Annotated in this window: 18 protein-coding genes, 1 pseudogene and 1 riboswitch; of the genes and pseudogenes, 8 read left to right on the top strand and 11 right to left on the bottom strand. The window is 71.1% G+C overall.

Annotated features, from left to right (window positions below; all coding sequences use genetic code 11):
* Nucleotides 1-317 (top strand): annotated as a pseudogene (locus tag ACWIE7_RS16835) (carbon-nitrogen hydrolase family protein); the annotation flags it as partial.
* 4 nt (nucleotides 318-321) lie between these two features.
* Nucleotides 322-933 carry a class I SAM-dependent methyltransferase gene (locus ACWIE7_RS16830; protein WP_454070029.1) on the top strand — a complete coding sequence of 204 codons (612 nt, stop codon included), beginning with the start codon at nucleotides 322-324 and terminating at the stop codon, nucleotides 931-933.
* On the opposite strand, the gene ACWIE7_RS16825 is transcribed toward ACWIE7_RS16830, so the two are convergent.
* Both ACWIE7_RS16825 and ACWIE7_RS16820 read right to left on the bottom strand, forming a co-directional pair.
* On the bottom strand, nucleotides 908-1393 hold the full coding sequence (locus ACWIE7_RS16825; RefSeq protein WP_454070028.1) for an MmcQ/YjbR family DNA-binding protein: 486 nt from the start codon (nucleotides 1391-1393) through the stop codon (nucleotides 908-910). The two genes, ACWIE7_RS16830 and ACWIE7_RS16825, sit on opposite strands and share 26 nt — an antisense overlap.
* 220 nt (nucleotides 1394-1613) lie before the next feature.
* On the bottom strand, nucleotides 1614-2504 hold the full coding sequence (locus ACWIE7_RS16820; RefSeq protein WP_452100589.1) for a cation diffusion facilitator family transporter: 891 nt from the start codon (nucleotides 2502-2504) through the stop codon (nucleotides 1614-1616).
* A 109-nt stretch (nucleotides 2505-2613) separates the two neighbouring features.
* Between ACWIE7_RS16820 and ACWIE7_RS16815 the strand changes: the two genes are divergently transcribed.
* The 3 genes from ACWIE7_RS16815 (at nucleotide 2614) to ACWIE7_RS16805 (ending at nucleotide 5218) form a co-directional block, all read left to right on the top strand.
* Entirely contained in the window at nucleotides 2614-3048 is a 435-nt protein-coding gene (locus ACWIE7_RS16815) for an NfeD family protein (RefSeq protein WP_452100590.1), read from the top strand.
* A 68-nt stretch (nucleotides 3049-3116) separates the two neighbouring features.
* A complete protein-coding gene (locus ACWIE7_RS16810; protein ID WP_452100591.1) occupies nucleotides 3117-4418 on the top strand; it encodes an SPFH domain-containing protein in 1302 nt (433 codons plus the stop codon).
* A gap of 65 nt (nucleotides 4419-4483) precedes the next feature.
* Nucleotides 4484-5218: a TetR/AcrR family transcriptional regulator gene (locus ACWIE7_RS16805; protein ID WP_295650065.1), complete on the top strand. Its 735-nt coding sequence runs from the start codon at nucleotides 4484-4486 to the stop codon at nucleotides 5216-5218.
* 48 nt (nucleotides 5219-5266) lie between these two features.
* Here the strand turns inward: ACWIE7_RS16805 and ACWIE7_RS16800 are convergent, their stop codons facing one another.
* From ACWIE7_RS16800 to ACWIE7_RS16770, 7 genes are all read right to left on the bottom strand, one after another.
* Nucleotides 5267-6724, bottom strand: coding sequence for a TIGR01777 family oxidoreductase (locus ACWIE7_RS16800; protein WP_454070027.1), 1458 nt, complete (start codon nucleotides 6722-6724; stop codon nucleotides 5267-5269).
* A gap of 22 nt (nucleotides 6725-6746) precedes the next feature.
* Nucleotides 6747-7442 carry a lipocalin family protein gene (locus ACWIE7_RS16795; protein WP_454070026.1) on the bottom strand — a complete coding sequence of 232 codons (696 nt, stop codon included), beginning with the start codon at nucleotides 7440-7442 and terminating at the stop codon, nucleotides 6747-6749.
* Nucleotides 7439-9631, bottom strand: coding sequence for an MMPL family transporter (locus tag ACWIE7_RS16790; RefSeq protein ID WP_454070030.1), 2193 nt, complete (start codon nucleotides 9629-9631; stop codon nucleotides 7439-7441). The genes ACWIE7_RS16795 and ACWIE7_RS16790 overlap by 4 nt, the downstream gene beginning before the upstream one ends.
* Nucleotides 9632-9802: 171 nt before the next feature.
* Nucleotides 9803-10612 carry an alpha/beta fold hydrolase gene (locus tag ACWIE7_RS16785; RefSeq protein WP_454070025.1) on the bottom strand — a complete coding sequence of 270 codons (810 nt, stop codon included), beginning with the start codon at nucleotides 10610-10612 and terminating at the stop codon, nucleotides 9803-9805.
* A 128-nt stretch (nucleotides 10613-10740) separates the two neighbouring features.
* On the bottom strand, nucleotides 10741-11451 hold the full coding sequence (locus ACWIE7_RS16780; protein ID WP_454070024.1) for a histidine phosphatase family protein: 711 nt from the start codon (nucleotides 11449-11451) through the stop codon (nucleotides 10741-10743).
* Nucleotides 11451-12773, bottom strand: coding sequence for a phosphotransferase family protein (locus tag ACWIE7_RS16775; RefSeq protein ID WP_452100595.1), 1323 nt, complete (start codon nucleotides 12771-12773; stop codon nucleotides 11451-11453). The genes ACWIE7_RS16780 and ACWIE7_RS16775 overlap by 1 nt, the downstream gene beginning before the upstream one ends.
* The gene (locus ACWIE7_RS16770) at nucleotides 12770-14053 is read right to left on the bottom strand and encodes an acyl-CoA dehydrogenase family protein (protein WP_454070023.1); all 1284 of its coding nucleotides are present in this window, start codon (nucleotides 14051-14053) and stop codon (nucleotides 12770-12772) included. The genes ACWIE7_RS16775 and ACWIE7_RS16770 overlap by 4 nt, the downstream gene beginning before the upstream one ends.
* A 79-nt stretch (nucleotides 14054-14132) precedes the next feature.
* Between ACWIE7_RS16770 and ACWIE7_RS16765 the strand changes: the two genes are divergently transcribed.
* On the top strand, nucleotides 14133-15179 hold the full coding sequence (locus tag ACWIE7_RS16765; protein ID WP_454070022.1) for a glucosyl-3-phosphoglycerate synthase: 1047 nt from the start codon (nucleotides 14133-14135) through the stop codon (nucleotides 15177-15179).
* A 120-nt stretch (nucleotides 15180-15299) separates the two neighbouring features.
* Here ACWIE7_RS16765 and ACWIE7_RS16760 read toward each other — a convergent pair whose 3' ends face one another.
* Nucleotides 15300-16019 (bottom strand): class I SAM-dependent methyltransferase, encoded by a 720-nt coding sequence (locus ACWIE7_RS16760; protein WP_454070021.1) that lies wholly within the window; start codon nucleotides 16017-16019, stop codon nucleotides 15300-15302.
* 232 nt (nucleotides 16020-16251) lie between these two features.
* Here ACWIE7_RS16760 and ACWIE7_RS16755 point away from each other — a divergent pair, with 232 nt between their 5' ends.
* Both ACWIE7_RS16755 and ACWIE7_RS16750 read left to right on the top strand, forming a co-directional pair.
* Complete coding sequence (locus ACWIE7_RS16755) at nucleotides 16252-16863, top strand: class I SAM-dependent methyltransferase (protein ID WP_454070020.1); 612 nt, start codon at nucleotides 16252-16254, stop codon at nucleotides 16861-16863.
* On the top strand, nucleotides 16860-18344 hold the full coding sequence (locus ACWIE7_RS16750; protein WP_454070019.1) for an MFS transporter: 1485 nt from the start codon (nucleotides 16860-16862) through the stop codon (nucleotides 18342-18344). The genes ACWIE7_RS16755 and ACWIE7_RS16750 overlap by 4 nt, the downstream gene beginning before the upstream one ends.
* A gap of 136 nt (nucleotides 18345-18480) precedes the next feature.
* Here the strand turns inward: ACWIE7_RS16750 and ACWIE7_RS16745 are convergent, their stop codons facing one another.
* On the bottom strand, nucleotides 18481-19218 hold the full coding sequence (locus ACWIE7_RS16745) for a nicotinamide mononucleotide transporter family protein (RefSeq protein WP_454070018.1): 738 nt from the start codon (nucleotides 19216-19218) through the stop codon (nucleotides 18481-18483).
* 99 nt (nucleotides 19219-19317) lie between these two features.
* Nucleotides 19318-19473: riboswitch (FMN riboswitch) on the bottom strand.
* Nucleotides 19474-19664: the final 191 nt, after the last annotated feature.

Genomic DNA, 19664 nt, shown 5'->3' with positions numbered 1-19664 from the left:
TGCTGGCGCCGGGCTCGGATCTCTCGGTCCCGTACGAGACCGAGTTCGTGGGGGCCACGCAGATCGTCGACCCGGACGGCACCGTCCTGGCCTCCAGGCGGACCACGGAGGGGCCCGGCATCGTCTCTGCGGATGTCGAGCTCGGCGCCCGCGGGAGCGTCACCCCGATGGGAGACGGCTTCTGGATTCCGGATCTGCCACTGCTGGTGCGCGGATACTGGCACCAACAGAATCTGGCGGGTCGCAGTTACTACGGGCGGTCAGGGCGGACGGCAGGCCTGCGGGCGGCGAGGTCTCAGGCTGCGGAGATACGGTGACCCCGTGGCGACTGACGAAGTACTGACCGCGTACGGATCACGCGCTTCCGAAATCGCCGACATGCTGGGCACAGTCGTCTCCTCGGCCGATCCTGATCGTGCGGTGATCGAGCACTGGGCCGGCACCGTCCGGGGGCCGATCCTGGACGTGGGCTCGGGCACTGGGCGGTGGGCCGGTCACCTCGCAACGCTGGGGTACAGCATCGAGGGACTCGAGCCCGTGGCTGAGTTGGTCGGCATCGCCCGACGGGCCCACCCTGCGGTCGCGTTCCGTCAAGCCTCGATCGCCGATCTCGCCGAGACCGCTGACACCGGCGACTCGCCATTGTGGTCGGGCATTCTGGCCTGGTACTCGCTCATCCACCTCCGTCCCGAGGAGATGCCGGAAGCGGCGACCACGCTCCGGCGAATCCTCGTCGACGGCGGGTCGATGCTCGTCGCGTTCTTCGCCGGTCCCCGCCTGGAGGCGTTCGACCACCCCGGGAGCCGCGCCTACCGTTGGCCGGTTGAGACGATGGCCGAGGTGCTCGCCGGGGCGGACTTCGCGATCACCGCGCAACGCACCCACCCCGGGGGGCTGCACGCCAGTCTCATCGCGACCGCCCTGCCCCGGTAGCCGCGTCGAGGCGGGCCACCCGGCGGACGCCGGCGGTCTGGCGGTACGAGGACTCGACCAGCTCGGACACCTCGCTCCAGTCCACGCCGACAGGACCCGCGCCCGAAGGAGCCACGTCTGCTGGGTCGACCTCCGCAGCGGCTTGCCCCCGCGCGCGACCCACATCGAGCGGCAGCGCCAGCCACCCGGCCGGGCCGTAGTAGGCGGGCACGTGGAATCGCTCGTCCTGGTCCAGTGCGAGGCGTTCTGCCGGATCCGGGAGGAAGAGCAGCGCCCGGTCGAGCATCGGGTCGGCGTGGTCGCCCTTGACCTTGCCGCCGTAGACCGCGAACACCTTGGTCGTGAACCAGACCACCCGTCCGTGCGAGATCTTTTCCGCAGCGTCCGGGAACTCCATGCAGATGGCCCGCAGCCGCGCGAGCAGCGGATCGTCGGCGTCGAACATGATCGGGTGTGCCACGCGGACAAGAGTACGACTGGTATCGGGCCGGACTGCGCGACTTGCGCAGACCAACTTTCGCCGAGTGGTCTGACCCCCTCACATTCTCCCAGGGCAGGCCCCGACGCCAGCATAATTTGCGACCACGCGGCGCCAACGCGGGCGGCAGGCCCGACAGCGGCACGGCACGTGCGGGCGGGAGCGCGCGGGCGGGTCGGAGGCCGGTCGGAGGCCGGGTAGGTCAGAGATGGACGTCGTTGTAGGCGCGCTCATCCTCGATCGGCTCGAGGTGGCTGGCGATGTGGGAGTTCGGCAGGGCCGCGTGGATCTCCTGCTCGACCGTCTCCACCAGGTCGTGCCCGCGATCGACGCTCCAGTCCCCCGGCACCAGGGCGTGGAACTCGACGAAGCGCCACTTGCCTGACTCACGGGTGCGCAACTCGTGGAAGTCGACGCGCCCCGGCTCGCGATGGCGATCCAGCACCTCCTCGATCGCCCGGTTGTCCTCTTCCGGGAGGGTTGCGTCCATCAGCCCCATTCCGGATTCCTTGACCAGCTTGTAGCCGATGAACAGGATGTTCAGCCCCACTCCTATCGCCACCAACGGGTCGAGGATCTCCCACCCGGTGAGCCACGCGAGCGTCAGGCCCACCACCACGCCGACGGAGGTGATCACGTCGGTGATGAGGTGCTTGCCGTCCGCCTTGAGGGTCGGCGAGCGGTGTGTGGTGCCGGCTCGCACGAGAGCCGCCCCGACGATCCCGTTGATCACCGCGGCGACCACCGAGATCGCCAGGCCGACGCCCATGGATTCCAGCGGTGCCGGATTGATGATGCGCTCGACACTCACCACGAGGATGAACGCGGCGGCTATGAAGATCATCGCGCCCTCGACGCCCGCCGAGAAGTACTCGGCCTTGGAGTGTCCGTACTGGTGGTCGTCGTCGGCCGGTCGCTCGGCGACGGTCACCGCCCCGACCGCGATGAGGGCGGCGACCAGGTTGACCACCGACTCCGCGGCATCGGAGAGCAGGCCCACCGAACCGGTGACATACCAGGCCGCCATCTTGAGCACGATGGTGACGATCGCCGTGGCCACCGAGAGCCACGCGAACTTCTTGAGTATCGACACGCGGACGAGCCTAGTCCGACCACCAGCGGTCCCGCTCCGGCGCTCGTCCGCCCCGATCCGACCCTCGGGACCGCCCTCCCGGGCAGCGTGATGCCGGTAGTCTCGTGACATGCACGTAGGACTGATCTGGCTCGGGGCAGCAGTGCTGCTCGCCGCCGGAGAAGCGGCGGGTGGCGAACTGTTTCTGCTCATGCTGGCCGCCGGGGCGCTCGGGGGTGCGGGCGCGGCGTTCCTCGGCGTGCCGATCTGGGGGCAGGCTCTGGCGTTCGCCCTCGTCTCCGTCATCATGCTCGTCGCCGTGCGCCCGGTCGTCCGACGTCGTCTCCTCGCGGCACTGCCGGAGCACGACACCAACACCGCAGCGCTGACCGGGCGGGACGGAACCGTCGTCGAGGCCATCGACTCCTCGAGCGGGCTGATCGAGATTTCCGGGGACACCTGGACGGCGCGGCCGCTCATCGAGGGCGAGACGTTCGCCGCGGGCGAGAAGATCCTCGTGCATGAGATCGAGGGCGCCACGGCCATCGTCGTGCGCGGCTTCTAGGACCGTCGCGGACTCCGCATCGGTCTGACCAATAAACCCGACACGCACGACACAACCAGAGGAATGCCATGGGTGGATTGATCTTCCTTGCCGTCATCGTCATATTAATCGCCTCGGTGGTGGTGAGCTCGGTCAAGCTCATCCCCCAGGCGGAGGCCGCCGTCATCGAGCGGCTCGGTCGCTACCAACGAACCGCCAGCGGTCAGCTGACGCTGATCATCCCGTTCATCGACAGGGTGCGTGCCAAGGTCGACCTGCGCGAGCGGGTCGTCACCTTCCCGCCGCAGTCGATGATCACCGAGGACAACCTCACGCTGAGCATCGACACGGTCGTCTATTTCCAGGTCACCGACCCCAAGTCGGCGGTCTACGAGATCAACAACTACATCATCGCTGTGGAGCAGCTCGCCACCACGACACTGCGTAACGTCGTCGGCGGTCTGACGCTCGAGCAGACGCTCACCAGCCGCGACATGATCAACAAGCAGCTGCGTGGCGTGCTCGACTCCGAGACGGGTCGCTGGGGACTGCGTGTGGCCCGCGTCGAGCTGCGGTCGATCGATCCGCCTCCCTCCATCCAGGACTCGATGGAGAAGCAGATGCGCGCCGACCGCGAGAAGCGCGCCACCATCCTCACCGCCGAGGGCCAGCGCGAGGCTGCGATCACCACGGCGCAGGGCGCCAAGCAGGCCGCGATCCTCGACGCCGAGGGCAACAAGCAGGCGGCCATCCTCTCGGCCGAGGCCGATCGCCAGTCCCGCATGCTGCGCGCGCAGGGTGAGCGTGCGGCGCGCTACCTCGTCGCCGAGGGCCAGGCCGCGGCGATCGCCCGCGTCAATGCGGCGGTCAAGGCGTCCAAGCCGACGCCGGAGATGCTGGCCTACCAGTACGTGCAGAATCTGCCGGAGATGGCCAAGGGCGACGCCGCCACCATGTGGATGATCCCGTCGCAATTCGGCGACTCGCTGGAGAATTTCGTCAAGGCCGTCGCGAAGAAGGACGACGACGGGGTGTTCCGCTACGAACCCTCCGAGGTCGACACGGATGCGGATCTGCCGTCCGCGCCGGACGCGTGGTTCGACACCTCCACCGATCCCGAGATCGCGCGGTCCGTCGCCATGGCGGAGGCCGCGGCGAAGGGCACCACCTCGGTAACCGAAGAAGAGACCCGCGCGAGCAAGCCCAGGCCCGGCGTCTTCGACATGGTTCCCGAATCCGAGGGTGGGGCCGCGCCCGACCCCTCTACATCTGGCCAGGCTGCACCCGGACAGGCCGGCACAGCCGCAATCGACGGGCCGCAGGCCCCACAGCCTGGGACTTCGCCCAGCAGCTACAGTGCCTACCCGGTCGAGGGCGAGCAGTCCCGCTGACCATCTGCGTCGACCAGCTCCACGGTGACGCCTCACGGCCCACCCACAGGTCGTAACATGAAAGAGTGACACGTAACACTGGCCGCGGCGCCGACCGTCCTGCCGACGCAGTGCCTGACAGCACAGCGTCCGGTGATGCATCCTCCGACAGCACGTCTGCGGAGGACGCGGACGGCGGCGCCGCTGTCGTTCATGACGCGGAGGACATCCGCATCATCGAGGTGGCGTGTGCGGTCCTCGCCGAGCGCGGGATCAAGGCGTCGAGCACGGACGTCATCGCACGAGCGGCCGGCGTGACCCGGGTGACCCTCTACCGGCGACTTGGGACGCGCGACCAGATGCTCCGCGCCATCTACGCGCACGAGGCACAGCGGTTGATGATGTCCGTCAACGCCCGGTTCACGTCGTTCGAGTCGCTGGAATGGGACCCGGTGCGGCACGTCGAGGATCTGCTCGTGGGCACGGTGTTCGACATCCGCGAGAGCGAGTTAGTCCGCCGGCTCATCGAGGTGGACAAGATCGAGACCATGGCCGTGCTGGCCGGGCAGTCCGACTCGGTGCTCGCCGCGATCACCGAGATCGTCGCGGAGTTCGTCCGCAACACGTGGGACGCCGACGTCCACACCCGCGCGATGACCGACACGGAGGTCGAGGACCTGTCGCGCGAGGTCGGCAGCGCCGTCGGCCGGTTCCTCCACTCGCTGGTGGTGATGCCCGACGGCCCGCCGCTCGTGCAGTCCGAGGACGAGATCCGTGGCCTCGCGCGGCGCGTGCTCGTCCCGATGATCTTGCAGCGCTGAGCGTCCGACAACAGCGCCGGGGAACCCTGCTCGTCACGCCAAGCGCCGCTACAGCGCGGTGGGCAGGCTCTCCGCACCGAGTTCGTGTTCCAGCGCCTCACGCAGTCGCGGGTAGCGGAAGTGATGATCGAGCTCGGTCAGCGCGTGAGGCAGGACCCGCTGATCCGCCAACGCGAGTTCGTCAGCGCCTCGGCTGCCGAGAAGCAGCCCGGGTGCCCACCCCGGCACCGGGACCACCGTCGGGCGATGCAGCACAGCGCCGAGTTCCCGCGTGAAGTCCTCGTTGGTGACCGGCTCCGGCGCGGTTCCGTTGACGACACCGGCGAGCGCCGGGTCGACGATCGCCCGCAGGTAGATGTCTGTGAGGTCGTCGAGCGAAATCCACGACATCCACTGCCGCCCGGAGCCGAGGCGACCGCCCAGGCCGGTGCGGGTGATCGCCGCCAGCGGCGACAGCATCCCGCCGGCCGCCGAGAGCACGAGCCCGGTTCGCACGTTCACCACGCGCGCACCGGCCTGCCGGGCGGGTTCGCAGGCGCGCTCCCAGTCCGCGACGATCGCGGCGAGCGACCCGGTCCCATTGGCCGCCGATTCGGACAGTGGTTCCCCGCCGCGGTCGGCGCCGTAGAAGCCGACGGCCGACGCACGCACCATCGCGGTGGCGCCGTCGCGCTCGGCCACGAGTTCCGCAAGCCGGCGGGTGGGGTCGATCCGGCTGTCGCGAACCTTCCGCAGGTGGCTGCAGGTGAAACGACCGGCGATCGACGCGCCGGCCAGGTGGACCAGGACGTCGACGCCGTCGAGCAGATCAGTCGCAGGAGCGGCCGGGTCCCAGACGCGCTCGGACCGGTGAGCGGGGGCGGGGTCGACGGCGTTGTCGTCGTCGTAACTCCCGGCGTCGTCTCTACCGGCGTTGAGGCCACCGCCCGGGCGGGTCAGCCGGATGACGCGGTGCCCCGCGACGCCGAGGAGCGCGGTCACCGCCGTGCCGATAAGGCCAGACGCACCCGTCACCGCGACGGTCAGGGGCGTCGCCGCCGGCGCCGCTGCCGAGCCGAACTGCGCGATCGTCGCCAGATCGGCGGCCATCTGGCGGTACCGGTAGGCGAACACACGCGTCAGCATCGGCTCGGGGACGCGGGCCTCGACGCGATCGCCGAGCATGGCGGTGCCGGTCGGTCCGGCGGTCACGGTATGCACGTGCACCCAGCCGGTCGCAGTGGCGTAGGGCTCGGACACGCAGCGGTCGACGAAGCGCTCGCCGTCGACGAAACCCTGGGGGTCGTGCCGCGCGACCCACCGGGGGCCGAACCGTGCGGCCAGCGGTCCCGGCAGGGCGGTTCGGGGTTCGAGTACGGCCTCGCCGTTGCGCAGCGATCCCGCCTCGTGCACCGGGCGCAAGGACATGAACGGTGGGGACAGCCGCCGCAGCGCGCCCGGCGCGGCGAGGTAGCGCCACGCCTCGGCCGGGGCCACGGGAACCGTGCAGCTGACGTCGATGCTCATCGGACCGCACCCATCACTCTCGTCAGGGCAGCAGGCACAGCGGCGTCACATCGCCGCGGCCTTCTGCCATCGGAACGGTGAGGAAGGCGCACGACCACCAACCCCGGTTTTCGATCACCTGTCGCACCGTCGACCACTGCTCGGGAGCGAGCACCGGTTCACGACTGAGCACGAATCCCGAAGACCGGGTGGGATCACCCACGATGGCCACCGAGTAGTCGTCGGCCAGATAGGTGATCCGGTAGTTGACGGGCCCGTTCTCGTCCTGGAACGGAACCATCGGGAAGTTCACCCGGAGCGAGGCGTTGGTGTCGGTGTCGCGGACGGTGGCCTCACCCTCGATCACGGAATCGGAGCTGACGGCCGAACCGCAAGTGTTGCGGACCGACACCGTGCCGGGGGAGGTGATCTCGTACTCGGCCTTGGTGTCGTTGGTGCACTGCAGCGTGTACGGCTGCGGGATGGCGGCCACCTGATGCCACTGACCCGCATATCTCTCCAGGTCGACGGAGTCGACCTGGCTGAGCTCGGGTCCCCCCACGGAGCCGAGCGCGACGCCGTCGGGCAGCAGTTGCGAGGAACCGCCCCCCAGGCGTCCTCCGTCGGTGAGGTCCTGGGCGCCTGCGGTCGGGGCGGCCCCGAGACCGGCGGCGAGCAGTGGCGCGATCACCGAGATGGTGACCAGTGAGCGGATTCGGGTAGCGCGGAGCGGATTCATGAGTGGATCTCCTGTGCGGTATCGGCGGGGGTGGCGTTGGTACTGTGAGCGGAACCGGAGGTGTCGTGTGCATTCCGGGAGGTACGGGCGCCGGCGCCGCTCCGCGGATTACCGGGCCACCAGACCTTGTCCCCGACCAGGGTGAACAGTGCCGGGACGACGAGCGTACGAACGACGAAGGTGTCGAGCAGCACGCCGAGCGCCACGATCACGCCGACCTGGGTGAGCACGATCAGCGGCAGCACACCGAGCACCACGAACACCGACGCCAGCACGATGCCGGCGGAGGTGATGACGCCGCCGGTCAGCGCGACGGCACGAACCATGGCCTCGCGGGTGGCGTGGGTGGCAGCCTCCTCCCGGGCGCGGATCGTCAGGAAGATCGAATAGTCCACGCCCAGCGCCACCAGGAACAGGAAGCTGTACAGCGGCACCGAGACGTCCAGTCCGGGGAAACCCAGGATCTGGGTGGTGACGAAGGTGCCGAGACCGAGCGCGGCGACCGACGACAACACCGTGGCAGCCATCACCAGCAGCGGGGCGATCAGGGACCGCAGCACGAGGATCAGGACGACGAAGACCACCAGCAGGATGAGCGGCGCGATCAGCGTGAAGTCGCGGACGTTGCCCTCGGAGGTGTCGACCGCCTTGGCGACCGAACCGCCGACGAGCGCCTCGGAGCCGGGGACCGTGTCGACGGCGTCACGTAGGCCGAGCACACTCTCCTCCGAGCGTTCGGTGGCCGGGGCGGCGTCCAGGACGACGTTCACCCGGCTCCACCCGGTGCCGGACTCCCCCGACGGCATAGCGGAGACCACGCCGGTGACGTCCTGGACGGCCTCGAGGACCTGCCCCTCGGTTCCCGTACGCGTGACGATCGTGACGGGGTCGGTGACGCCGGCCGGGTAGTGCTCGGCCGCCGTCTCCAGACCCGCGGCCGACTCGGAGGCGGTACGGAACTGCTCGGTCTGACTCAGTCCCACGCGCGTGCCGAGGAGCCCGAACGCCAGCACGACCAGCAGCAACACGCACGACACCAGAACGGTGACGGGCCGCCGGACCACACGCGAGGCGATCCGGCCCCAGATCCCGGGCGGGACCTCGTCGTCGAAGCCGGCGGGGGTCGTCGACGTGTGCAGTTCGTGCTTGCCGTGCTGCTCATGCTGGCCCTGCGCCGCGGAACCCCCTGCGGAGCCCGTGGCGGCGGGAGTGGCGGGGCGCGGGATGAACGGCCAGAACAGGCCGCGTCCGCACACGGCGAGCGCGGCGGGCAGCGCGACGAGCGCGAAGATCACGGCGATGATCAGGCCGACCGCCGCGGAAATGCCGAGCGAGCGGTAGTTGGGCAGGGTCGCCAGCAGCAGGGTGAGCAGAGCCAGGACGACGGTGATGTTGCTGGCCAGGATCGCCGGCACGGCACCGCGGTAGGCGGCGCGCAGTGCGCCGCGCCTGTCCTCGTTCTTGCGCAGTTCCTCGCGGTAGCGGGAGACGAGGAGCAGCGCGTAGTTGGTGCCGGCGCCGAAGACGAGAACGGAGACGATGCCCGACGTCGAGCCGTCGACGGTGACGCCCATAGCCTCGCCGAGCGCGGCGACGACGAGCGAGGCGACCCGGTCGGCGATGCCGATGATGATCAGCGGGACCAGCCACAACACCGGGGAGCGGTAGGTGATGATGAGCAGTACCGCCACGACCAGCGCAGTGGCGGCCAACAGCCGGAAATCGGCGCCCTCGAACGCTGCGGCGGTATCGGCGGCGAAGGCCGGGCCACCGGTGAGCTGGGCACTCACGCCGTCGTCGAGACCGTCCGAGACGGCGGCGCGCATGTCGGCGACGAGTTCATTCCCCTCGCTGCCCGACAGGATCTCGGAGTCGACCGGCACGAGCATCAGGGCGGCCCCACCGTCCTCGGACGGGATGGGCCCCTGGGCCGGGACGCCCACGACCTCGGACATCCGCTCGCCCGCGCCGACCGCGGTGGCGATGCCCTCCGGGCCCAGCTCGCCGCCGTCGGTCCGGCTCACGACCAGGACCGCCGGAACCGAGCCGGAGTCGGGGAACTCCGACTGGATCTGCGACACGAGGGCGGACTCGGCGTCGTCGGGCAGCGTGTTGGGAGCCTCGGACGCGGACCCGGACGACGCGAACGCGAACACCGCACCGGCGGCCACCAGCATGACCAGCAGCATCACCCAGGCGGTCACCCGGCCGGTGAGGACACCGACCCAGCCGCTGTCGCGGGCGGGTCCGTGCGCGACGGGCCCCTTCACCGCCGGGTCTGCCGGTGGTGTGTCCGGTGACGATTGATCCGCTGTCATCAGTTCCCTTGTCCGCGCATGAAATGGGGCGCTTTTATATGGCTATGCGTTGTATTCGGAGAGGAACGCCGAAAGGATGGCATTGACCTCGTCCGGGCGCTCCATACTGGGCGAATGCCCTGCTCCGGGGATCTCGTGGAAGCTCGTGTTGTCGATGAGCTCCTCGAGCCGCCGCGACTTGGCCGGGGGCGTCGCGGCATCCTCGGCGCCGACCATGATGAGGGTCGGCGCGATGATCCGGACGGCCTCGTCCTCACACGGGTCCCGGTCCGCGACGGACTCGATCGCCTTGGCCAGGCCCGCACGGTCCGTCCGATCGAGCGCCGCCAGCCAGTCTTCCACCCACGGGGCGTCGATGTTCCCCGGGGCCAACATGATGGGCGCGACCCGGGCACGCAGTGGCCGGACCCCGGTGAGCCGGTACACCTTCGACAGCGTCTTGTACCTACTGCGGTTGGCGGGCTCCTCGGCCGTGGCGGCGGTGTCCATGAGGGTCAGGGTGTGGACCGACTCCGGCTGCCGGGCCGCCAGGCGCATCCCCACGAAACCGCCCATCGACAGGCCCACGAAGTTCACCACGGGGATCTGCAGGTGCCGCAGCAACTCGGCCACGTCCACGGCGAGCGTGTCCATGTCGTACCCGCCCCGCGCCCGCGGCGAGTTGCCCTGGCCCCGGAAGTCGATGGTCACGCAGCGGTAATCCGCCCGGAGGTGTTCGATCTGGCGGTGGAACATCCAGCCCGAGAACAACAGTCCGTGGGCGAAGAACACCACCGGGGCGTCCTCGCGGCCCTCGGGTACGCCGGTGTCGGTGTAGGCGATCGTGGTGTGGCCGCGGTGGAACGTGGGCATCGGGACTCCTCGTCAGAGCTGTCACAGCCGCTGTCGCGGCCGCCTGGCCCCACGATACGGTGACGCGGGCCACCGCATCGGCGACCGCGCGGCTCAGCCCCGCGCAACCCAGCGGCTCGCCGTCCAGCTCACCGCAGGGTGACGAGCCTGCGCGGGTCCTCGGGGCCGGCGGCGCGCTCGAGGTGCTGGTGCTCGTTGACCGAGATGCAGTTCATGCCCTCGCGGCCCACCACGACGCGCGCGATGCCCGTGTTGACGGTCACGCGCTGCAGCCGGGTCCACAGCCCCACCACGCCCTCGCTGTCGGCCAACAGACCGGCGGCCGCCAGCGAGATCGTGCCCGCCGACGACACCACGACCGTCGTCTTCCCCGTTCCCGAACGGTCCGCGGCAGCGGCCAGTGAGGCGGTCGTGGTGCTCGTGTACTGCGCGAACGCCTCGAGCCCGGCCCAGTGGCCGAGGGCGGCGTCGAGCTGGCGCTGGAAGGCCTGCTTGGCCTCCGCGGACGAGCCGGCGGTGTCGAGGGTGCCGTGCTCGGCCGACAGTCCAGCCACCCGCGCGGCCTCGAGGACCTCGTCGGCGTCGTACTCGGCCCAGCCCTCGTCGACCTCGACCGGGCAGTCCCAGTCCGCGTGCTCGCGCAGCGCCGCCAGGATGCCCTCGGCGGTCTCGCGTTGCCGACGCAGTCCGCCGTGGATGATCACGTCCGGCCGGAGTCCCCGGGCGGCCATGTCCTCGCCGGCCAGGCGCGCCTGCAGATGCCCGGTCTCCGACAGCCGGTCATAGTCGCCGGAACCGAAGGAGGCCTGACCGTGGCGGACGAGATGAATGGCACCCATCAGCGATTCTCCCTTCCGTCGTGGCCGGTGATCGCGCCGAGGATCCCGCCCACCCTGGTGCGCACGTCGTGCACGCCGCCCGCGACCAGCGGGATCGCGACCCGCGGCACGGCCAGCAGCTCGGGCAGCACGTCGCGCACCCCGATCCGGCCCGGCGTGAGATCACCGTGCCCGGTACGGATGATGCGCAGGCAGCGCTGCTCGAGCAGGCCCACGGCCGGACGGAACGCCCGGAACGCGGGGTTGGTGGTCTGCCGGTGGAAGTAGCGGTGGTTGATCTGCTGCGCGATCACCGCGAGCCGGAACAGGCCGAACACCTCGTAGAACCGCCACTGCTCCTCGGTGATCGTGATCCCCGCGAGCCGCGCGTACCGGTCCACCACCTGCTGGCGGGTGAGCATGCCCGCGGCGTTGGTGGGCTGACGGCGGAAGGCCTTGAACACCGGGCCGTCGTCGTCCTGCACCCAGTAGGCCAGGGCACCGCCCAGGTCCATGAGCGGATCGCCCACGGTGGCCATCTCCCAGTCCAGGACGCCCACGACGGTCGTGACGTCGTCGGGGTCCAGCACCAGGTTGTCGAACCGGAAGTCGTTGTGGATCAGGCAGTGTCCCGAATCCTCGGGCTGGTTGGCCTCGAGCCACTTCATCACCGGCGCGAAATCGGGCACGTCGGCGGTGCGCGCCCGCCGGTAGCGGGCGGACCAGCCCTCGACCTGCCGCCGCACGTAGCCCTCGCCTCGGTCGAGCTCCTCGAGCCCGGCCGCCGCGATGTCCACCGAGTGCAGGTCGACGAGCGCGTCCACCGCCGCCTCGGACAGCCGACGGGTGGTGACGCGGTCCATGCGCAGCTCACGTGGCAGATCCTTGCGCAGGATCGTGCCCGCCATCCGCTCCATCACGTAGAACTCGGAGCCGATGACCGCCATGTCGTCGCAGTATCCGACCATGCGCGGCACCAGCGGGTACACCGGCCGCAACCCCGACTGCACCTGGTGCTCACGGCGCATGTCGTGCGCGCCCCGGGCCTTGGTGCCGATCGGCGGGCGACGCAGGACCAGATCGGCGCCCGGGTATCGAAGCAGGTAGGTCAGGTTCGAGGCGCCCCCGGTGTATTGACGCACCTCCGGCAGGACCGGATGGTCGTCGTCACCCAGATCCACGCCGGCCAGCACCGACGGGTCATCGGGGGTGATCGACCGTAACCACGCGGCCACGGCCTCGACGTCGAACGAATCCTCCCCGCGCACCTCCCCCGTGCCGGGGACGCGTCGGCGCAGCGCCGGGTCGTGGTCGCGTGAGGTCTGGCGGTCGCGTGCGCTCATCGGCTCTCCTCGGCGGTGGTGCGCGCCGCGGCGGCGTCGCGGTAGGGGGCGAGCACGGCACGGGCGACGACGCCGAGGTGGACCTCGTCCGGGCCGTCCGCCAGCCGCAGTGCCCGCGCCGTGGCGTACGCGCCGGCCAGCGGGACATCGTCGCTCATCCCGGCGCCGCCGTGGAGCTGCATCGCCATGTCGATGACCTGCTGCGCCATACGCGGGACGGCGGCCTTGATGGCGCTGACCTCGACCGCGGCCTGCCCCTCGGTGTCGAGCTTCCAGGCGGCGTGGTGGACGAGCAGCCGCGCCTGGTCGATCGCGATGCGCGCCTCGGCCAGTCGCTCGCGGTTGCCGCCGAGGTTGACGATCGGCTTGCCGAACGCCACCCGCTCCGACGCCCGGCGGCAGGCCAGGTCCAGCGCGAGCTCGGCCAGGCCGATGAGCCGCATGCAGTGGTGGACGCGACCCGGGCCGAGGCGGCCCTGCGCGATCTCGGCGGCACGGCCCGGGCCGGCGATGATGTTGCTGACCGGCAGCCGCACACCATCCAGGCGCACCTCGCCGTGGCCCAGCGGCTCGTCGAACATCCCCTGCGCCGTGAGCATCCGCTCCACGCTCACGCCGGGGGCGTCCATGGGCACCAGGACCATGGAATGCCGCAGGTAGCGGTGGGCGTCGGGATCGGTGACGCCCATGAAGATCCCGACCCGACAGTCCGGGTGGCCGACACCGGTGGACCACCACTTGTGGCCGTCGAGGACCACCTCGTCACCGGAGATCCGTGCGGTCGCGGCCATGGTCGAAGCGTCGGAGGACGCGACCTCGGGCTCGGTCATGAGGAACGCGCTGCGGATCTCGCCCGCCAGCAGCGGGTCCAGCCAGCGGTCCTTCTGCTCGGCCGAGCCGTACTTGAGCAGAACCTCCATGTTCCCGGTGTCGGGGGCGTTGCAGTTGAACACCAGCGGCGCCAGGAACGAGCGGCCCATCTCCTCCGCGACCGGGGCGTAGTCGCTGTTCGTCAGGCCGGCGCCGCCGCGGGTGCCGTAGCGCTCGGCGTAGGGGCCCTCGTGGCCGGCGGGTAGGAAGAGGTTCCACAGCCCCTCCGCGCGGGCCGCCGCCTGCAACTCCGCGACGCGCGGGTCGACCGCCCACGAGTCCTCCCCCGCCAGGCGACGACGAGCGATGTCCGCGTGGATCTGTGACTCGACCGGCGCGATCCGAGTAGCGATGAACTCCCGGACCGCCGCGGTGAGGTCAGCGGCGCGGGGGGACGGGGAGAAATCCATGACTGCATCGTGGCACACCGGGGTGAACGGGTTCTCCCGCTCTCGGCCGGGTCTCCCCCGCTCTGGCAGGATCGCGGAGGTGACCGACAACTCGCGTACGGCGTTCGCGGACCGGATCGACCCGGTTCGCGCCTGGTCGACGCGCCGGACCTACCGGGCCGCCGATTTCCGCCCGGAGGAGCTCGTGGCGGCCAAGGCCGAACGCCGTGTCTCGGTCGTGCTGCCTGCCCGGAACGAGGAGACGACGGTCGGACTGATCGTCGAGGCGCTGCGCACCGAACTGGTGATCGGGGTGCCGTTGATCGACGAGCTCGTCGTCGTCGACTCCCATTCCACCGACTCGACCGCGGCGGTGGCCGCCGGCGCCGGGGCCCGGGTCGTGGCGCAGGGCGAGATCCTCCCCGCCCTCGGCGACGTGCCCGGCAAGGGCGAGGCGCTGTGGAAGTCGTTGGCCGCCACCGACAGTGACATCGTCGTGTTCCTCGACTCCGACCTGCGCGAGTTCGACACCGACTTCGCCGTGGGACTGCTCGGGCCGCTGCTGACCGAGCCGGGCGTGGTGTTCTGCAAGGGCGCCTTCGACCGGCCCCTCGACGACGGCCGCACCGTCCTGCCCGCCGGCGGGGGCCGCGTCACCGAGCTCGTCGCGCGGCCGCTGCTGGCCACCCACTGGCCCGCGTTGACCGGGTTCATCCAGCCGCTCGGCGGCGAGTACGCGGGCACCCGCGCGGCGCTGGAGTCGATCCCGTTCGCCGGCGCGTACGGGGTGGACATCGGGATCCTCATCGACCTGTACGAGGAGTACGGGCTCGACGCGCTCGCCCAGGTCGACCTCGGGCGGCGCGTGCACCGCAACTCCCCCGACTCGGCGCTGTCCGTGATGGCGATGCACCAGCACCTGGCCGTGCTCGAGCGGCTCCGGCGGCACGGGCGGGTGGCCTGGGGTGGCGGTCGTGTTGGCGTGGGTGGCGGTGTTGGCGTGGGTGGCGGTGTTGGCGACGACGACGAGCCCGGCGACACCCTCATCCTCCACCGGCGCGATGCCGAGACCGGCGAGTTCGTCTCCGAGTCGATCCGGGTGGCGCCCGGCGAGCGGCCACCCATGCGCGAGGTGCGGGCGCGCTGAGCCGGGGGCCCGGCATGCCTCGCGCCCGCGACGTTCGCGCCCTGTCGCCTGGCTCGCCCCGGGGACGTGCGCGCCCGGAATGACGCCATCCGGGTGCGCAACCGGGCGACACAGTGACATTCAGGGCGCGTAGGTCCTGAGAGGACGGGAGGCGCCGCTGAGCATCGGCATGAGCGGGACCACCGGTGGGAACGGGCGCGTCTGCAGGGCCGCGACGTCGAAGCCGGCTTCCGCGAGCAGCGCCTCGGTGTCCTGATTCGGCCGACAGCCCCCGCCGACGTGGCCCCACACCGGCGCGATGCGGTCGGCGAACCGGCCCAGCCGGCCGGGCGCGCGCACGTGCTCGAGCAGGCGGATCTCGCCGCCGGGCCGATCCTCCGCGCCGGGGCGATTCTGGGCGCCGGGGCGATCTTGCGTGCCGCGCCGGAGGACCCGCCGGGCCTCGGCGAGCGCGGCCGGCACGTCCGGGACCGTGCACAGGACCAGCCCGAAGACAACGGCGTCGGCCTCGGCGTCCGCGAGCGGGAGCGCCTCGGCCACCGCGTCCACGACCTCGATGGACGTCCCCGCACCAGCCTCCCCGGCCGCGCGGGCCGCGCGTCGTCGGGCGTGCGCGCGCAGGTGCGGGTCGGGCTCGATCGCCACGACGCGGGTGACCTCCGGCGGGTAGTGCTCGAAGGTCACACCGCTGCCGGCGCCCACCTCCACCACCGTGCCGTTCAGCCCCGCGACCAGGCGCCGACGAGCCCGGGCCAGGCCGAACCGCTCCAGCATCGGGCTCGCCACGACCCAGCCGCGGGCGAAGAACGACGCATCGTCGCGGTCTGAGTTCTCGGTCATGACCACCTCCGGATCTGTGCCCACGATCTCACGTCGACGGGCGATAACGGATACCCTTGCGGGTATCACTGGCACCAGAGTGAGCGCCGCGCCGTGCCCGGCAGCGCCCTGTAGAGGAGACTGGAACCCCACGGCGATACCGAGCACCTCCACCGACGACACCGAACACCCCGGTGGCTCGCCGGCCCAGACCGCCGCCGGCCCCGACCCCACACACCGAAAGGACGCCCACGTGGACGCAGCCGAATGGAACGCCCGCTACCTCGCGCAGCCCGACGCCTGGGGCACCACCCCGGCCGCCCGCATCGTCGCCGAGGTGACCGCCGCCGAGGACGCGGGCCTAACTGTCGGCACCGCGATCGACCTGGCCTGCGGCGACGGTCGGCACGCCCGCTGGCTCGCCGCGCACGGCTGGCGGGTCGAGGCCGTGGACTTCTCCGAGGTCGCGATCGAGCAGGCCCGGGCCAAGGACTCCGACGAAGGGCGCAGCGGCAGCGTGGACTGGGTGGTCGGCGACGCCACCGCGTGGGAGCCGACCGAGAAGGTCGACCTCGTGGTGATCGGCTTCCTCCACCTCGGCATGGACGACCTCGTGGGCGTGCTACGCGCCGCCGGCGGGTGGCTGCGGCCCGGCGGACACCTCGTCTACCTCGGTCACGCCGCCGAGAACCTGCGCCGCGGTGTCGGCGGGCCACAGGATCCGACCGTGCTGCCCGGCATCACCGAACTCGCCCGCGGCGCCGAGGCGCTCGAGGTGATCTCACTCCGCCACGACCTGCGGCCCGCTGGCAAGGCCACCGCTGTGGACGTGCTGCTCCACGCTCGAAGCTGGGTCGAGAGATGACCCGTCCGCGGGCCGCCGAGGGCAGCGGTGCCGCTGGATTCACCGCTGGGGCCACACCTGCCCTCTCCGAGCCCGACCCGGCGGCCAATCCGGCGCAGAAACGGATTCTGACGGTCCTCGTCCTTGGCCAGCTCCTCGCCGGGGCCGGTCTCGCTGCAGGCGTCACCGTGGGCGCGCTGTTGGCCGAGGACCTGCTCGGCGGGCCGGGACTGTCCGGGCTGCCGTCGGCGCTGTTCACCGGCGGGTCCGCCCTCGCGGCGATCCTGGTCGGCCGGCTGTCCCAGGCCCGCGGTCGGCGGCCCGGCCTGGCGACCGGCTTCGCGTTCGGTGCCCTCGGGGCGATCGGGATCGTCGTGGCAGCCGCGCTCGGGTCCCTGCCCCTGCTGTTCCTCGCCTTTGTCGTCTACGGCTCCGGCACCGCCACCAACCTGCAGGCCCGCTACGCCGGCGCCGACCTGGCCACGCCCGAGAGCCGCGGCCGGTCCCTGTCCTACGTGCTGCTCGGGACCACCTTCGGAGCCGTCGCCGGCCCCAATCTCGTCGGACCCATGGGCTCGGTCGCCGACTCGCTCGGTTTGCCCACGTTGGCCGGCCCGTTCCTGCTCGCCGCGGCAGCGTACGGCGGCGCCGCGATCGTGATCTCCCTGCTCCTGCGCCCGGACCCGCTGATCGAGGCGCGACGCCGGGCGGCCGTGGCCGCAGTCGAGGACGGCCCCGGACGAGCTGCTGCCCCCGAGCTCGGCGACGCGACCGAGCCCGACGACGCCGCCGGGCCCGACGCGAGCGCGCCCCGCGCCCCCGGCGCGGGGGCACCCGGCCCGGTGAGTGGCGACGCGGTGGAGGCGTTGTCGTCGTCCTCTTCGTCGACTTCGACCTCGCCTTCTACCTCGTCCTCTTACCCCACTCCCGCCGATCTCGCCGAGCGGCCGCGCGTGTGGAACGCCGACGTGATCACCGGCGTTGTGGTGATGGCACTGACGCAGTTCGTGATGGTCGGGCTGATGACCATGACGCCGGTGCACATGCGCGCACACGACCACGCCGTGACCGTGGTGGGGCTGATCATCTCGCTGCACGTCGCCGCGATGTTCCTGCCCGCGCCGCTGTCCGGGTGGCTGGTCGACAAGTACGGCACGCGGACGGTGGCCGTGGCGGCGGGCGTGGTGTTGCTGTCGTCCGGGGTGATCGCCGCGCTCGCGCCACCGCAGTCGACGGCGTTGGTCGCGCTCGCGCTGATCCTGCTGGGCGTCGGCTGGAGCCTCGGGCTGGTGGCCGGCACCACCGTGCTCACCACGTCCGTGCCGCTCGACGTCCGCGCGACGGTGCAGGGTCAGGCCGACGTGGCCGTCGCCTTGTCCGGCGCGGCGGGCGGGCTGTTGTCCGGGCTGGTGTTCGCGTGGATCGACTTCCGCGGGCTCGGGTTCGCGCTCGCGGCGCTGTCGCTCATCGTGGTGGCGGCGGTGCGGGGACGCCGGCGCTGAACGCGGTCGGCGCGGTCGCGCGCTGAGGGGCGCGCTCGTCGCGTGGTCGCAAATGCACCTCTGGCGCGGACGCGTCCTGGGAAAACGTGAGCGGGTCTGACCACGCGGCGAAACCGGAGCCGGTGACGGCCGCGCGTCAGGCGACCGTTTCCGTCTCCTGCGCTCGGGGGGCTCGCGGGAGACTGTCGGCAGCCGCCCGCTCGGCCAGGTCGACGCGCCACCACACCACGAAGCCCCAGATGACGAACGCCGCGTACACCAGGTAGAGCACCGCCGACGGGTAGTAGCCGGCCTTGAGCAGCAGCGGCACGCCCACGATGTCGACCGCGATCCACAGCAGCCAGAACTCGGTCCAGCCGCGCGCCATGCCGTACGTGGCCAGGACGGAGCCGGTGAAGATCCAGGCGTCGGCCCACGGGCCCCACGAGCCGAGCTCGGCGAAGACCCAGCCGAAGACAAGGGTGCCGACGAGCATGCCCACGACGAGGCCAGCACGCTGGCGACCCGTCGCCCAATGGGGCCGGACGGCCGGGACGCCCTCCGCGCTGCCGCCCGGGCCCGCGGCTGCCGAGGCGTTCCGCAGCTTCTCGCTCGACCAGCGCCACCAGCCGTAGACGCCCACCGCCAGGAACATGACCTGGCGGCCCGCCTGCCCGTAGAGATTCACGTCCTGCGGGGTATGGAAGACGCCGCCGAGGAAGACGGTGAGCAGGGTGAGGTTGCCGACGATTCCGACCGGCCACGCCCAGACCACGCGGCGCATGCCGCCGATCGCGGCGGCCAATCCGAAGAGATTGCCGATGATCTCGCGCCACAGGATCGGGACTCCGCCGATCAACAACTGCGCGTCGAGGAATGAGACGAGAAGGCTCATCGTGTGCCCCTTTCGCGGGCTCAACACAGACGGCCCAGGGCTTATGCCGCGTCACCCCTCTCGCCACGGCCGGGTGGGCCGGGGTTCGCGCAGGTGGCGCGATGTTCTCTTCCATCCGGACTATGACCGTCGGCCCCGGGATCCAACCGGGTCTGCTGACCCCCGCCGAAGCGGGGCGCTCGCGGGCTCGCCTCCGGTCGTGGGACCGGTGACATCACCGCCGGTGGGGAATCTCACCCCGCCCTGAGAACGTGTTCTCATCTCTACCCCTGCACGCGCGCCGCCGCAACCCGGGCGGCGGCGCTGGCCGCAACGGGCTCATCGAAAAGAGCGTTTCGGGCGATTTCACTCGGGTGGTCTCAGGGAGCTAGTGCAACACCCTGGCTGGATCGGGGTATGTGGTGGCGAAGGAGCTGGACTGGCGGCTGCGGGCGAGGCTGGTGTGC

Source organism: Dietzia sp. NPDC055343 (genome assembly GCF_053645265.1).
Note: the sequence above shows the minus strand (reverse complement) of the source record. Positions and strands in the feature narration are given on the sequence as shown.

Coding starts and splice junctions, on each gene's coding strand:
- ACWIE7_RS16810 (WP_452100591.1), top strand. CDS start 3,117: ATGGGTGGATTGATCTTCCTTGCCGTCATCGTCATATTAATCGCCTCG.
- ACWIE7_RS16795 (WP_454070026.1), bottom strand. CDS start 7,442: ATGAATCCGCTCCGCGCTACCCGAATCCGCTCACTGGTCACCATCTCG.
- ACWIE7_RS16780 (WP_454070024.1), bottom strand. CDS start 11,451: ATGGGTGCCATTCATCTCGTCCGCCACGGTCAGGCCTCCTTCGGTTCC.
- ACWIE7_RS16800 (WP_454070027.1), bottom strand. CDS start 6,724: ATGAGCATCGACGTCAGCTGCACGGTTCCCGTGGCCCCGGCCGAGGCG.
- ACWIE7_RS16815 (WP_452100590.1), top strand. CDS start 2,614: ATGCACGTAGGACTGATCTGGCTCGGGGCAGCAGTGCTGCTCGCCGCC.
- ACWIE7_RS16785 (WP_454070025.1), bottom strand. CDS start 10,612: ATGCCCACGTTCCACCGCGGCCACACCACGATCGCCTACACCGACACC.
- ACWIE7_RS16750 (WP_454070019.1), top strand. CDS start 16,860: ATGACCCGTCCGCGGGCCGCCGAGGGCAGCGGTGCCGCTGGATTCACC.
- ACWIE7_RS16760 (WP_454070021.1), bottom strand. CDS start 16,019: ATGACCGAGAACTCAGACCGCGACGATGCGTCGTTCTTCGCCCGCGGC.
- ACWIE7_RS16775 (WP_452100595.1), bottom strand. CDS start 12,773: ATGAGCGCACGCGACCGCCAGACCTCACGCGACCACGACCCGGCGCTG.
- ACWIE7_RS16790 (WP_454070030.1), bottom strand. CDS start 9,631: ATGCTGCTGGTCATGCTGGTGGCCGCCGGTGCGGTGTTCGCGTTCGCG.
- ACWIE7_RS16745 (WP_454070018.1), bottom strand. CDS start 19,218: ATGAGCCTTCTCGTCTCATTCCTCGACGCGCAGTTGTTGATCGGCGGA.
- ACWIE7_RS16770 (WP_454070023.1), bottom strand. CDS start 14,053: ATGGATTTCTCCCCGTCCCCCCGCGCCGCTGACCTCACCGCGGCGGTC.